Source organism: Desulfallas sp. Bu1-1 (assembly GCF_015594625.1).
Classification (GTDB): domain Bacteria; phylum Bacillota; class Desulfotomaculia; order Desulfotomaculales; family Desulfallaceae; genus JADNRQ01.
This window is the reverse complement of the sequence record NZ_JADNRQ010000011.1, coordinates 28,849-43,584: the sequence shown is the minus strand read 5'-3', so window position 1 is coordinate 43,584 and position 14,736 is coordinate 28,849. Positions and strand designations below refer to the sequence as shown.

At 49.6% G+C, this 14,736-nt stretch carries 14 protein-coding genes; all 14 read right to left on the bottom strand.

The window, feature by feature from the left end:
• Positions 1-14: 14 nt before the first annotated feature.
• The 14 genes from rpsB to IT084_RS11210 all read right to left on the bottom strand — a co-directional run bounded on the left by rpsB (position 15) and on the right by IT084_RS11210 (position 14,719).
• Positions 15-713 carry a 30S ribosomal protein S2 gene (gene rpsB / locus IT084_RS11275; RefSeq protein WP_195712970.1) on the bottom strand — a complete coding sequence of 233 codons (699 nt, stop codon included), beginning with the start codon at positions 711-713 and terminating at the stop codon, positions 15-17.
• Positions 714-912: 199 nt separating this feature from the next.
• On the bottom strand, positions 913-1,695 hold the full coding sequence (gene codY, locus IT084_RS11270) for a GTP-sensing pleiotropic transcriptional regulator CodY (protein ID WP_195712969.1): 783 nt from the start codon (positions 1,693-1,695) through the stop codon (positions 913-915).
• 221 nt (positions 1,696-1,916) lie between these two features.
• Positions 1,917-3,317, bottom strand: coding sequence for an ATP-dependent protease ATPase subunit HslU (hslU, locus tag IT084_RS11265; protein WP_195712968.1), 1,401 nt, complete (start codon positions 3,315-3,317; stop codon positions 1,917-1,919).
• 22 nt (positions 3,318-3,339) lie between these two features.
• The gene (hslV, locus tag IT084_RS11260) at positions 3,340-3,870 is read right to left on the bottom strand and encodes an ATP-dependent protease subunit HslV (RefSeq protein ID WP_207744543.1); all 531 of its coding nucleotides are present in this window, start codon (positions 3,868-3,870) and stop codon (positions 3,340-3,342) included.
• Between the two features lie 81 nt (positions 3,871-3,951).
• Positions 3,952-4,860 carry a tyrosine recombinase XerC gene (gene xerC / locus IT084_RS11255; protein WP_195712967.1) on the bottom strand — a complete coding sequence of 303 codons (909 nt, stop codon included), beginning with the start codon at positions 4,858-4,860 and terminating at the stop codon, positions 3,952-3,954.
• Positions 4,861-4,873: 13 nt separating this feature from the next.
• A complete protein-coding gene (gene trmFO / locus IT084_RS11250) occupies positions 4,874-6,196 on the bottom strand; it encodes a methylenetetrahydrofolate--tRNA-(uracil(54)-C(5))-methyltransferase (FADH(2)-oxidizing) TrmFO (protein WP_195712966.1) in 1,323 nt (440 codons plus the stop codon).
• Between the two features lie 18 nt (positions 6,197-6,214).
• A complete protein-coding gene (gene topA / locus IT084_RS11245) occupies positions 6,215-8,356 on the bottom strand; it encodes a type I DNA topoisomerase (protein ID WP_195712965.1) in 2,142 nt (713 codons plus the stop codon).
• 95 nt (positions 8,357-8,451) lie between these two features.
• Positions 8,452-9,564 (bottom strand): DNA-processing protein DprA, encoded by a 1,113-nt coding sequence (gene dprA / locus IT084_RS11240; RefSeq protein ID WP_313885466.1) that lies wholly within the window; start codon positions 9,562-9,564, stop codon positions 8,452-8,454.
• Between the two features lie 100 nt (positions 9,565-9,664).
• The gene (gene ligD, locus IT084_RS11235; RefSeq protein WP_243276921.1) at positions 9,665-10,621 is read right to left on the bottom strand and encodes a non-homologous end-joining DNA ligase; all 957 of its coding nucleotides are present in this window, start codon (positions 10,619-10,621) and stop codon (positions 9,665-9,667) included.
• Positions 10,622-10,674: 53 nt separating this feature from the next.
• Positions 10,675-11,643 carry a non-homologous end-joining DNA ligase gene (gene ligD / locus IT084_RS11230; RefSeq protein ID WP_313885465.1) on the bottom strand — a complete coding sequence of 323 codons (969 nt, stop codon included), beginning with the start codon at positions 11,641-11,643 and terminating at the stop codon, positions 10,675-10,677.
• Between the two features lie 30 nt (positions 11,644-11,673).
• On the bottom strand, positions 11,674-12,516 hold the full coding sequence (locus IT084_RS11225) for a Ku protein (protein ID WP_195712964.1): 843 nt from the start codon (positions 12,514-12,516) through the stop codon (positions 11,674-11,676).
• 123 nt (positions 12,517-12,639) lie between these two features.
• Positions 12,640-13,089, bottom strand: coding sequence for a metal-dependent transcriptional regulator (locus IT084_RS11220; protein ID WP_195712963.1), 450 nt, complete (start codon positions 13,087-13,089; stop codon positions 12,640-12,642).
• A 182-nt stretch (positions 13,090-13,271) separates the two neighbouring features.
• The gene (locus IT084_RS11215; protein WP_195712962.1) at positions 13,272-14,027 is read right to left on the bottom strand and encodes an amino acid ABC transporter ATP-binding protein; all 756 of its coding nucleotides are present in this window, start codon (positions 14,025-14,027) and stop codon (positions 13,272-13,274) included.
• A gap of 17 nt (positions 14,028-14,044) precedes the next feature.
• The gene (locus IT084_RS11210; protein WP_195712961.1) at positions 14,045-14,719 is read right to left on the bottom strand and encodes an amino acid ABC transporter permease; all 675 of its coding nucleotides are present in this window, start codon (positions 14,717-14,719) and stop codon (positions 14,045-14,047) included.
• Positions 14,720-14,736 lie beyond the last annotated feature (17 nt).

Genomic DNA, 14,736 nt, shown 5'->3' with positions numbered 1-14,736 from the left:
CCCCCACCAGCATTTTATTCTGCGACTTGTTCGCCCTGCTTACCTTCCAATACCGCGTCGGCTATCTTGCTGGTCAAAAGCCTGACCGCCCTGATAGCGTCATCATTACCCGGGATGATGTAGTCTACTTCATCGGGATCGCAGTTGGTGTCAACAATTGCAATTATGGGGATGCCCAGCTTACGTCCTTCAGCCACCGCGATTCTTTCTTTGCGCGGGTCAATAATAAACAAAGCCTGAGGCAGCTTGCGCATATCCTTAATACCGCCCAGGAACTTGCTCAACCTTTCTTTTTCATGCAAAAGCTCGGCGACTTCTTTCTTGGGAAGCTTTTCTAGCACCCCATTTTCTTCCATTCCTTCCAGCTCATGCAGTCTCTCGATACGCTTGCGAATGGTCTGGAAGTTAGTCAGCATACCACCAAGCCAGCGCTGATTCACATAAAACATGCCGCAACGCTCGGCCTCTTCACGGACCGATTCCTGGGCCTGTTTTTTGGTGCCAACAAATAATATGTTGCCGCCTTCCTGGACTACCTGTTTGACAAAATTATAGGCTTCCTCAACTTTTTTAACGGTTTTTTGTAAATCAATGATGTAAATACCATTACGATCTGTAAAAATGTAAGGAGCCATCTTGGGGTTCCATCTCCGGGTCTGGTGCCCGAAATGAACGCCGGCCTCAAGCAATTGCTTCATAGATATAACGGCCAATAGTACCACCTCCTCCCACTGGTTTTTCCTCCGTCACTTTCATTTTTCAGCAGGCCCAAAAGCAGGGACCGTCTGCTGAAATCCAACGACGTGTGTATTTAACACCAGCATGTATTCTAACATAAAGTTTAACCACTGGCAAGGCAGCAAATCGCATAAATCGCATAAGCAAAAAAACAGCCAGTTGAACATGGCTGTTTTAGTGTTGTTGCAGTCGTTCCAATTCCTCCAGCAGCCGGTCGTTGAGGACTTTAATATAGGTGCCTTTCATACCCAGTGATTTGGATTCGATTACCCCCGCGCTTTCAAATTTGCGAAGCGCGTTTACTATGACGGATCTGGTAATGCCAACCCGGTCGGCTATTTTACTGGCAACAAGCAGGCCCTCATCTCCCTCAAGCTGTTTGAAAATATGCCGCACAGCATCCAATTCCGAATAAGACAATGTGCCCAACGCAATCTGTACCGCAGCGCGCTTCCTAGCTTCTTCTTCCATCCGGTCCTGCCGGGCGCGCAGTATTTCCATCCCAACCACGGTGGCGCCCAGTTCGGCAAGAATTAAATCTTCATCGGTAAAGTGTTTGTTATACTTGGCTAGAACCAGTGTACCCAGCCTGCTGCCGGCACCCACTATTGGTACCACAGTGGTTACCTTGCTATACTCGCAACTTTTTTCGTGATTAAAGGCGCAAACATTTACGGTTTGACATATATTGGCATGGGTTTCATTTATAGTCAATAAATTCCGGTTATATTCCTCGGGGAATCCGGCTGGTGACTCAACTATGTCTTCCATAACTTCACAAACAAACCCTTTTAAATAAGAATACCCGAGTATTTTCCCCCGGCGATCGAGAATATAAATACTGCACTCAATGTTTTCGCTCAAAATAGCGGCAATTTCCTTAAAATCAACCGGGTAGCCAGCGGACTTCTGTAACACTTTATTAATGGATCGGACTTTCTCAAGTAAATCACGCAAACTGCATCGCCTCTTTCTTGTTCTAGTACATAAAATATTTAGTGTAAATCTTAAACGTTTTTTATTAAGAGCTTATTATCCCCAGAATACGGGTTTTAAGTAATAAATGTTTTAGGTGAATCAAGAGCCGGTTTTACCTTGAAAATAACAACATCCACACACCTAATTTATCATTAAATTATAACACATAATCCCCTAAAATAAAAAATTCTTTTTTAACTTTATAGGATATACCTGCTTAAGTCCTGGTTCATCACCACTTCACCGAGCTTATTTGTAACATATTGTTCATCAATTGTAAATGTACTGCCCGCCATTTCACTAGCGTTAAACGAGATATCCTCAAGCAGCTTTTCCATTATGGTGTGCAGCCTTCGCGCGCCGATATTTTCTGTTTGCTCATTAACAGTATAAGCTATTTCAGCAATTTTCTCAAGAGAGTTTTGCGAAAATTTGACCTCAAGGCCCTCCGTTCGTAATAATTCGATATATTGCCTGATCAAGGAATTTTTCGGCTCGGTCAGTATTTGCAAAAAATCTTCCCTGGTCAGGCTGGACAATTCCACCCTGATGGGAAAACGTCCCTGTAATTCCGGGATCAAGTCAGAGGGTTTGGACATATGGAAGGCTCCCGCGGCAATAAACAAGATGTGATCTGTTTTAACCGGCCCGTACTTGGTCATTACCGTGGAACCCTCAACGATGGGTAAAATATCCCGCTGTACCCCGCCGCGTGAAACGTCGGGCCCGGCTCCGCCGTCCTTAAAGGCAATCTTGTCTATTTCATCGAGAAAAATAATGCCGTGATTTTCCGCCTGCGATATAGCCGTAGTGGTTACTTCATCCATATCAATCAAATTTTGGGCCTCTTGCTGGGTCAACACCTTGCGCGCTTCGGCAACGGTCATTCTGCGCCGGCGTTTTCGCTTGGGAAAAATATTGCCCAGCATATCGCTTATGTTGATCCCCATTTCCTCCACGCCGGACCCTGTAAATACCTCCATCATGGGAGGCTTGTTGTCTTCCACCTCAACTTCGACATATTCCTGTTCCAGTTCGCCCCTTGCCAGCTTTTCCCGCAAGGTTTCCCGCTCAAACTTAACCCTGCTGGCCAGTTGCTCATACTGCCTGTCTTCCGTTTGATCCGCCTGCCTGGCGGTGCCGAAAAACATTTCCAGAGGGTTACGTACAGCTTTTTCTTGCCTGGGCATGGGGGCAAGTAGTTCAATAATCCGATCTTCAGCTATTCGCCTGGCCTTTTCCTCAACCATGGCCATTCTTTCCTGGCGGACCATCCGGATGGAGGTTTCCACCAGGTCGCGAACCATCGACTCGACATCCCGCCCGACGTAACCCACCTCGGTAAACTTGGTGGCTTCTATCTTGATAAAGGGTGCGTTAACCAATCTGGCCAAGCGGCGGGCGATTTCGGTTTTTCCCACACCGGTGGGGCCAATCATCAAAATATTTTTGGGCATAACCTCATCCCGTAAATCTTCGGGCAGCTTGCTCCGGCGATACCTGTTGCGCAACGCAATAGCCACCGCTTTTTTAGCCTGGTGCTGGCCCACAACATATTTATCCAGTTCCATAACAATTTCTCTAGGCGTAAGCGAAACCATTCCGCACCCTCCCGTGGTAAATCTACAGTATTTCAACAATAATCCGGTCATTGGTATAAACGCATATCCCGGCCGCTATGGCCAGCGCCTCCCGGGCAATTTCACCGGCGCTCATACCGGTGTGTTTAACCAGGGCTCTAGCCGCAGCCAGAGCGTAAGGCCCTCCGGAACCTATTGACACGACTCCATCGTCCGGCTCAATCACCTCGCCGCTGCCGCTGATCACCAGCAGGCATTCCCTGTCCGCAACCACCAGCAGTGCCTCCAGGCGCCGTAACAATTTATCCGTACGCCATTCCTTGGCCAGTTCCACCGCCGCCCTTTTTATGTTCCCCTGGTACGACTCGATCTTACCCTCAAATTTTTCAAACAGGGTGATAGCATCGGCCACGGATCCCGCAAAACCGGCCAGCACTTTACCGCCGTGCAAGCGCCGCAACTTTCGCGCGTTATGTTTTAACACGATATTCTGTCCAAACGTAACCTGGCCGTCGCCAGCCATGGCCACCTCTTTTTCCCTCTTTACCGCTACTATCGTTGTCGCGTGAAACATCCGAATAACCCTTTCCCTGAAGTATTCCAACCACCAATAACATAATACCTTTTTAATCCATTGTAAAGGGGTCCCCTCGGGCTATGCCCTGGGATGGCTCCGGTCATAAACACGCTTGAGGCGGTCTGTGCTAAGATGGGTGTAAATTTGAGTTGTCGAAAGCCGCGCATGTCCCAGCAATTCCTGCACCGCCCGCAAGTCCGCCCCGTTGTCCAGCATATGGGTGGCGAAGGAATGCCGGAATGTATGCGGGCTGGTTTGTTGGTTCAAGCCGAGCCGCCCCACGTACCGTTTAAGCAGCCAGCGCACTCCACGGTCCGTGAGCCGGCCGCCCCGGTGATTTAAAAAAAGGGCGCTGGTGTACTCATTTTGATTTATCGCCAGTGCGGGGCGCCCTTTTTCAATGTACAGGCGTAACGCTTCAACCGCGTAATCCCCCAGTGGAACAATCCTTTCCCGGTCTCCCTTTCCGGTAACCTTGACGGTAGCACGCTTCAAATCCAGATCTCCCAAATCAATCCCCACCAGTTCGCTCACCCTGATTCCCGTACCATACATGACTTCCAATAAGGCCCGGTCCCGGCAGCCCAGCATTTTTTCCGGCTGTGGAAACTCAACCAACAACTTCATTTCCCCTTCACGCAGAAAGTGGGGTAATTTTTTATCCCGCTTGGGGATGCTTACCCTCCCGAGCGGGTTATCCTCCAGTACATCTTCCCGGCACAGGTACCGGTAAAATGAACGCCACGCGGATACCCTCCTGGCGATGGTGGCAATGGAGTTTTTTCGTTCCCTCATTTCGGCCAGGTAACTTCTAAACAGCGCGGCGGTAATGTCCGCGGGGTGAATGGCGTAATCCGGCTTTTCCAGTTCCCCGGCGAAATAACTAATCCCGTCAAACAGGTCCTTTTGATAGCTTTGTATTGTTTTTGGCGATGCGTTTTTTTCAGTATGCAGGTAGGCCAAAAAACCATCTACATAACCATACATGTTATCACTCCGCTCATTTAGTAAACAAATCTCCCACTAAAGCCTTCCATTGTTCCAGCTTCCTTAAAGCCCGCTCCGCATACAATAGATTACGCTTTTTCTTATCCTTTACCCTGGTCTCCAGTGGTGGAAAAAGTCCGAAGGTGATGTTCATCGGTTGAAAATTTTCTGAATCGGCGGAAGTAATATAATGGGCCAGCGCGCCATGGGCGGTTTCCACCGGCAGGGCCACGGTAGTGCGCCCCCGTATCAACAGGGAAGCGTTGATTCCCGCCACCAAACCGGAAGCGGCCGATTCCACGTACCCTTCCACGCCGGTAATTTGCCCGGCAAAAAAAATGTTTTCCCTTTTCCGGCACTGGTATGTGGGCCATAGCAGAGCGGGAGAATTGATATATGTATTTCTGTGCATCACCCCGAAGCGAACAAACTCAGCCCGTTCCAGGCCCGGGATCATGCTGAAAACGCGCTTTTGCTCGCTCCATTTGAGGTGCGTCTGGAACCCGACAATATTTAACAGCGTGCCGGCGGCGTTATCCCGGCGCAATTGAACCACGGCATACGGCCTGCGCCCGGTGCGGGGATCAACCAGGCCTACAGGCTTCAACGGCCCGAAACGCATGGTGTCCCGCCCACGCCGGGCCAGCACTTCAATGGGCATGCAGCCTTCAAAATTGATTTCCCGCTCAAAATCTTTCCGCGGTGCCCTCTCGGCGGTGGACAACTCCCGCCAAAACGCGTCGTATTCTTCTTCGTTCATGGGACAATTAAGGTAATCGCCGTCACCCTTGCCGTAACGGGAAGACCAGAATACTTTATCCATATCAATTGACTCCAGGGTTACGATGGGCGCGACGGCATCATAAAAATACAGGTAATCCCGGCCCAAAAACTCCCTGATTTTTTCCGCCAGTCGCCCGGAAGTAAGGGGTCCCGACGCCACCACGACCACGCCGTTACCTATTTCGGTACATTCCCGCCGGTGTACTGAAATCAATTCGTGCTCTTCCAGGGCCCTGGTCACTGCCCGGGCGAAGCCCTCCCTGTCCACGGCCAGCGCCCCTCCCGCCGGTACGCTATGTTCATCGGCGCAGCGCATGATGATGGAGTCAAGCCTTCGCATTTCCTCCTTCAATAAACCAACAGCATTTTCCAGCGCCCGGGCCCGCAGGGAATTACTGCAGACCAGCTCGGCAAATAAACCGGTCTGGTGAGCGGGCGTGCTTTGCTCCGGCCTCATTTCGTACAACCTTACCGGGATCCCCCTGCACGCCGCCTGCCAGGCCGCCTCGGACCCGGCCAGCCCCGCACCTATTATCGTCAGCTGTTCCGCCAATTTTTCAACTCCCTTTTATCAATAGGCGTTCAGTCTGCTGTCTTCCGTAATATTATCAATCCGTTCCTGGACATCCTCCGCGGATGCCGTAATTTTTTCCTCACATTCTTTGTTGCTGCACCTGTATATTTTTTCACCTTTGCTCTCTTTCAGCACCATCATGCTGCCGCAATTCGGACACTTACGATTAGTGGGTTGATCCCATACTACAAACTCACATTCCGGGTAATTGCTGCATCCATAAAATTTCCTGCCCTTTTTACTGCGCCTTAAAACAAGTTCCCCGGTGCAGCTGGGACAGGTAACGCCCGTAGGCTCTAAAAGCGGTTTGGTGTTTCTGCACTCTGGAAAACCGGGGCAGGCCAGGAACTTGCCGTACCTGCCCATTTTAACCACCATGTTCCGGCCGCACTGTTCACATATTTCTTCGGTAACCTCATCCTCAACCTGGATATGTTCAATTTCTTTCTCGGCCACATTGAGCGTCTCCTTAAAGGGAGCATAAAAATTTTCCAAAATTTTAACCCATTCAACGTCACCCTCTTCTATATCGTCCAGCTTTTTCTCCAGATCGGCGGTAAACTCCACATCGATAATTTCCGGGAAATACTGTTTTAAGAGGTCCACCACCACCTGGCCCAGTTCCGTGGGGTAAAAATTTTTGTTTTCCCTGATCACGTACCCGCGCTTGAGGATGGTGTCCACGGTCGGCGCGTAGGTGCTCGGCCGGCCGATGCCCTTTTCCTCCAATGTTTTAATTAAAGTGGCATCAGTATAACGTGGGGGCGGTTGCGTAAAATGTTGCCTGGGCACCAGGGAAAGAATTTTTAGTATCTCCCCCTCTTGAAGCTGAGGCAACCTGTTTTCCTGGCCGCCTTCTTCTTCGTCGTCCCGCCCTTCGATATAAACCTGCATGAAACCCGCAAATTTGATCATGGAACCCGTGGCGCGGAAGGTGTATTTACCGGCCTTGATATCCACGCTGGTGGTATCGATTACGGCGTGGCTCATCTGGCTGGCTACAAACCTTAGCCAGATCAACTTGTATAACTTGTATTGGTCCCGGGTTAAAAAATTTTTTATGCTGTCCGGCTCCCGGAATACCGATGTGGGCCGGATCGCCTCGTGGGCGTCCTGCGCTCGGCCCTTGGGCGCAGTTCGGCGTGCTTGGGCGGGAACATATTCAGCCCCGTACCGCCCGGCGATAAACTCCCGGGCCTCTTTCTCGGCGGTTTCCGAAATCCGCGTTGAATCCGTACGAATATACGTTACCAGGCCCACCGGGCCTTCTTTACCCAGATCCAGCCCTTCATACAGCTGTTGGGCCACCATCATGGTTTTTCGTGCAGTAAAATTTAATTTGCGGTACGCTTCCTGTTGCAAGCTGCTAGTGGTAAAGGGAGGTGCCGGTTGTCTTCTTTTTTCTTTACGGGCCACACCGGTAACCTGGTACGTGGCTCCCTGCAAATCATCAAGAATCCGCCGCACCTGGTTCTCATCGGCAATATCGGCCTTGCCCCCGTTGATCTTGTGCAGCTTGGCATCAAAAGCGACGGCATTACCTTTAAGCAGCTTGGCCGTCAGCGTCCAGTATTCCTCGGGAACAAAGGATTGGATCTCCTCTTCCCGGTCGCATATCAACCTTATAGCAACGGATTGCACCCGGCCGGCGCTCAGGCCCTTTTTGATTTTCCGCCACAAAAGCGGGCTTAAGTTATAGCCCACCAACCTGTCCAGAATCCGCCTGGCCTGCTGGGCGTCAACTTTTTTCAGGTCAATGGGCCGCGGGTGTTTAACGGCATTTTGCACCGCCTGCTTGGTAATTTCATTAAATTCAATCCGGCATGGCGATTTTTCATCAAGATCAAGTACATTGGCCAGGTGCCAGGCAATAGCCTCACCTTCCCGGTCGGGGTCCGAGGCCAGTAACACATGGTCGGCCTTTTTAGTGGCCGCTTTCAACTCTTTAATGATGTCCCCTTTGCCTCTGATGGTTATATATTTGGGCTTAAATCCGTTCTTTACGTCAACGCCGAACTGGCTTTTGGGCAGATCCCTGATATGTCCCATGGAGGCTTTTACATCATATTTCTTGCCGAGAAACTTTCCCAAGCTTTTGGCTTTAGCCGGTGATTCCACAATTACCAAAGTTTTAGCCACACTGCTCACCTCAAATTATGATAACGGTTACCGTACAAAAGAATCAAACGATACATTAAGAAAAATCTATCCCCCAAAAAATCTTTAAACAAAATTTATTTGATCCTGGCAAAAAGCTTACCTGGCAGCTGCCTGACCAGCCCCTTCATTTCCAGGAACATCAAGGCAGACATTACTTCTCCCGCGGGCACCCCGGATTGTTGCACGATAACCTCCAGGGGAACAGGTTCAAAGTTGATGATCTTGTTTAGTTTTTGCTCAATTTCAGTTAATTTTACACCCTCGGAAGGGTCACTGGCCCGCGGCGGAAAAATAACCCCCACGCCCAGTTCCTCCAGGATGTCCTCAGCGCCCAGCACGGGAGCAGCCCCTTGTTTAATGAGCCCGTTTGCCCCCCGGCTGAGTTTACTGGTAATATTTCCCGGCACCGCCATTACGTCCCGGCCCTGCTCCAGGGCTGCGTGGGCGGTAATCAGGGCGCCGCTCTTTTCCGCGGCCTCAACGACTACCACTACCTTGCTAAGACCGCTGATAACCCGGTTACGCACCGGAAAATGCCAGGCTTCCGGCGGCGCTCCCGGGGGAAATTCACTAACCACCGCTCCCGTACGGATTATTTCAACCATTATCTTGCCATTTTCCCGTGGGTATATTACATCAACGCCGCACCCCAGCACGGCAATGGTTTTCCCGCCGGCCTGCAGCGCCCCGCGATGCGCGGCGGCATCAATGCCCCTGGCCATGCCGCTGATTATGTTCACCCCGGCTTCGGCCAATTGACGGGATAGGCTTTCAGCTACGCTCAAACCATAATGAGAGGCCCTCCTTGACCCGACCATGGCTACCCCGGTTTCATGTAAACAGCGACTCTGCCCCCGGACGAATAAAACCGGCGGGGGATCGAATATTGTTTTGAGCTGCTCCGGGTAACCTTCGTCACTAAAAAATATGATTTTTATATCCTTATGGTTTAAGTAATTAGCCAATTCATGTAAATTTAGATCTTTACGCCGGCTTAATAGTTCTCCAAGGTTATTCCTGTGCGCTTTGGCCAAACAGCCGAATTCCCGATCCGGCGCATACCACGCCTCCCGGGGATTGCCGAAGTGATCCATAATTCTCCAAAACTTATTGGCCTGCCCGGCCAGAATCATGTGCCAGGCAAGCCAGTACACCTTGTCTTCCGTTGACAACTTCAACAACTTCACCAGCCCGCCTCAACTTTTTCGTTATATTATGCTGATGTTCAAGATAAAATAGCTTTTTCCTGCTTGTTCCAAAATATCTGTTTATTGATTGCTAAAAATTTTAAATGTTAGGGGGTTGAAGATCATGGGCTAATGAGTTGGCGGTATCAGGCGCGATTTTCAATAACGGTTTTAAACTCTGCTTATTGGCGAACATACCGGAAAAAATGTCCCCTGTTTTTTTAACCCGATCAAAAATAGTCAAAATGTTAAATCCACCGGGGTCGATATTCATTTCCTCAACCTCGTCCCAGGTCAGCGGCGTAGACACGGGGGCGCCCGGCTCCGGTCTCAGGCTGTAAGGAAAAGCCATGGTTTTACCCCGGCCGTTTTGCAAATAATCCATGTAAACTTTACCACTTCGCCTGATTACATTCCTTTCCACGGTAACTCCGTCCGGGTAGGCCCCTACTATGATCTCGGCCAGGTGTTTCATTGCCGCCGCAACTTCAGAAAATGTGTATTCCCCGCTCAAAGGGATAAAAATATGCATCCCGCTGGAACCCGATGTTTTGGGATACCCGCTGATGCCAAGCATGTTCAGGGCCTCCCGAACAATCAGCGCCACCCGCATCACTTCCCTGAACGGTACCCCTTCCGCAGGATCCAGGTCGATGACAGCAAGATCGGGGTAGTCTATATTATCCGACCTGCTCAGCCAGCCGTGAATTTCCAGGCAGCCCTGGTTCGCCATCCACACCAGGGTAGCGACGTTATTACAAACAATATAGTTGATCACCTTATGGGTATGCTTCACCGGGTATGTTTCAATCCATTCCGGAGCATAGAAAGGACATTCTTTTTGATAAAAAAAATCCCCATGGATGCCGTCCGGATACCTTTTCATCACCAGCGGCCTGTTGTAGATATAAGACAACAACAACGGCGCAATTTCCATGTAATACTTAATCATGTGCGCTTTGGTCAGGTTCTGATCCGGCCAAAAAACTTTTTCCAAATTGGTAAGATGCAAAGCGTGCCCCTCAATTTCAACCATTTCCACAGTTTTTGCGCCCAAATGCTCCCACCTCGCTTTGCCTGAACACAACCTTCCTAAAGACTTAAATCCAGTTAAGGCCCATTGCCGGCGGGCGAACATTCCCCGGGGGGCTTGTCCGCACGCAACCCTTTATATACGGGATGGCGCAACAGGCCCTCCCGCGTGAGGGACAGGTATTCCACCCGGCAGACCAGTTCGGGCCGCACCCAGTTAATCGCGCGGCCAGCATGATCGGCGCCGGTTAATAATGATTCGTTTATTTTAAGCGATTCCAACCTATCCAGTAAATCCCGTTGTTCTTCCCGGTTTAAACCGGTACCGACCATGCCCTGGTAAATAAATTTCCGGCCATCCCAGGCGCCAAGCACTAGAGCGCCCAGCACCCTGCTTCCTTTGCCCCTGCGGTATCCGCAGATCACAAGATCGGCCTCCCTGATATGGCGCACCTTTTTCCATAGCGGTGAACGAGTGCCCGGTAGATACCTGCCGTCAAACCGTTTACCCACTACCCCTTCCAGGCCTTTTTCAACACAGGCCCGGTAAAAAGCAACCCCCTCCCGGGCTACCTGTTCCGAAATAAAAATGTTTTGGCCCGGTTTCAGCACCGCTTGCAAGTACTCCCGCCGGACATGCAGCGGTCTGTCCACCAGGGGGGCCCCCCGCCGGTACAAAATATCAAAAGCCATGTAAATGGCCGGCGATTTTTGGGCCGCCCGGGCAACCCGGTCTTCGGCCACAAGTTTGGCCCGGGCCTGCAGGTCGTCAAAAGAAGGTCTGCCATTGCGCAGCACAATAATTTCGCCGTCCAGCACCAGGGGGATATCTTTTACATGCAGGCACAGGTCGCCCAGATCGGGGAAGGCACCAGTAATATTTTTTTGATTTCTGGAAATGAGCTTGGTTTCCCGCTGGTCCAAATAGGCCAAGCACCTGTACCCATCCCACTTAACTTCAAACAGATAATCCGGGTGGTCAAATGGTTCGGACGGCACGGCCAGCATGGGTTTCAGCAGCGGCAATAATGTGCGGTCGCTCAACACTTACACCTTTCCTTACAAAACAACTATTAATTATGAATTCTCTCCTGCTGTTTTTTGTTTGCCCGCCCCAGCCCGGCCCGGTTTCCGCTTTTTTCCCCGCTGTTCTTTGGCCAGCTCAATGCTTGCCTTTAATGCCGTCATCAGGTCCACGACATTTTCAGCCTGCGCGGCAACTGGTTTTTCCACCACTTCCCGGCCGCTGATCTTGGCCTGGATCACCTCATGCAATTTCTCGCGATAGGCATTGGTGTATTTGGCCGGGTTAAAGTCAGTGGAAAGGTTTTCAATCAAACTCACGGCCATTTTAACTTCATTTTCATGAAGTGCAACATCCCCGCCGATTTCCTCAATTTTATCCACGGACCGCACCTCGTCGGCGTAAAACATTGTTTCCATGATCAGAACCCCGGGACCGGGCCTTATTATAGCCATGGATTCCCTGTTCCTTAAAGTTACCCGGGCAATAGCGGCCCGTTTGGTTTCCTCCATGGCCCGCCTTAGCAATTCGTAAACCTTCTTGCCGCCTTCACCCGGGGCAAAATAATACGACCGGTCAAAATATACCGGATCAATTTGATGCATGTCTACAAAATCAAGAATATCCACGCTTCGGTTCTTCTCCCCGGGCAACAGGTCGAGTTCATCCTCCATCATGGTGATATACCTGCCCTTTTCATATTCATAGCCCCGCACTATTTCATCCAGCTCAACCTCGGTGTCACAGTAGGGACAAAAACGTCTATATTGTATTGCCGTATGGCATTTTTTATGCAGGTAATTAAACTTGATATCCTTTTTTTCAGTAGCGGCATAAATCTTGACGGGTACATAGATTAACCCGAATGTTATGGCACCTTTCCAAAGTGAACGCATAAAATCACCGTTTCATCCACGTTTTTTCCAATCTCGTTTTATTATGTTTAGGACAAAAAAAAATAAACCCCTGTTAGCCGGGGAAAGTTTTTCCTGCAACCATGCGTCGTGCGAAATGCCTGTTCATTCCTGGTAACCGTCCACCAGTCCAAGACCTTTTTTTTCCCGGTACCTACAATGCCGGATAAACTTTTCGTGGCATTCCTTGTTGTCTTCTATAAAATCAAGCAGGTTTTCTATAGCCCTTATGGTAGGCAGTGATAAATAATGTTCCATAGCCTCAACTTCCGCTTTGATATCACATTTGGAATCTATGACTCTTAAAAAGTTTTGCAAGATCCTGTTTCTTTCCACCAGAAACTTGCCCAGCCTGCGCCCTTTTTCTGTTAAAACCAATTCTTTGTATTTTTTATAAATCAGGTAATTTTCGCTGCTTAACTTTCGGATGGCATTATTCACAGAGGGCATGGTGACATCAAGGCAGGTGGCTATATCGCTGACCCGCACCACGTTGTGATTTAGCGAAAACCGGTAGATTTCCTCCAGGTAATCCTCCAGACTCGGTGAAAGCAAACTTTATCCCTCCTTCCCCGGAAAATAGTGTCTGTACAATATATTGCATATATGGAATTTACAATAAATCAATATTTAAAATATATATATGTAGCCCGGTAAATAGTTGGTTACGGCGGCCTGAAACAAAAAAGACCCGTTGTTGGGGTCGTCCTTTTAGAGCCCGGCTTGCTTTTAAACGATTATAATATCTTGCTTAAAAATTCTCTGGTGCGGGGATGAGCGGGGCGATTAAAAATCACATGCGGCGGGGATTCTTCAAGGATTTGACCATTATCCATAAACACCACTTTATCGGCCACCTCACGGGCGAAACCCATTTCGTGGGTAACTACAACCATGGTCATACCGTCCCTGGCCAGATCCTTGATTACCGCCAAAACCTCCCCTACCAGTTCCGGGTCCAGGGCGCTGGTAGGTTCATCAAATAGCATGACCTTGGGCTGCATCGCCAGTGCCCGGGCAATGGCCACACGCTGTTGCTGGCCGCCGGAAAGTTGGATGGGGTAAGCATGGGATTTATCGGCCAGTCCCACTTTGGCAAGAAGGGCTTCGGCTCTGGCCCTGGCTTCCGCTACCGGAATTTTGGACACGGTAACGGGGCCCTCCATGACATTTTGCAGCGCGGTCTGGTGGGGAAACAGGTTAAACCTTTGGAACACCATGCCTATTTGACTTCTGAGGCGGTAAATGTTTTTTCTATTGTCATCCACAATGCGACCATCCGGCAGTTTCCTTTTTCCCACCGGCTGGCCGCCCACGGTTATATACCCTTTATCAATTGTTTCCAGGTAATTCAGGCAGCGCAAGAATGTACTCTTTCCAGACCCGCTGGGGCCGATAATGACCACAACTTCACCCTGTTCAACGGTAAGGCTTACGTCTTTTAATACATGCAGTTTGCCGAAACTCTTATGAACATGTTCTGCCACAATCATAATCAATTCACCTTCCGTTATTCACCGTCGGATATAGCCAAGCGTTTTTCGAGGCGATTAATGATGCAAATAAAAAATGTAGTCATAATTAAATAAATAACGCCCACAGTCAAATATATTTCCATGGAACGGAAATATGTCGTGTTCAGCAGTATCCCGCTGCGCATCAGTTCCACCATCGTAATCACCGAAACCAGTGAGGTGTCCTTCATCAAGGCAATAAACTCATTACCCATGGGCGGCAGCAAGCGCCGGTACGCCTGGGGCAGGATGACCCGCCGCATGGCCTGCGCATAAGACATGCCCAGTGAAAGCGCAGCTTCCATCTGTCCTTTATCAATAGATTGAATACCAGCCCTGATAATTTCGGCGATATAAGCGCCGCCGCAAATACTTAATCCAAGTATAGCCGCGGCCTTGGGACTCAATTGGATGTCAAGGTACTGCGCCAAACCGTAATAAAGAATAAAAAGCTGCACCAGGAGAGGAATACCCCGGATCACCCAGGTGTAAAAACTTCCAATGGCCGCCAGTATTTTAAACCGGGAAATTTTCATCAGGGCGACAAACAACCCGATAATTGTCCCGAAAAATATAGCCAGTACCGTCAGTTCAATTGTTATTAAGGCACCTTTTAAGAGAACAGGCAAAATGACTAGAAGGAATTCTATGTCGATTGGACCAATGCGCAATGTTTTACACCCCGTCA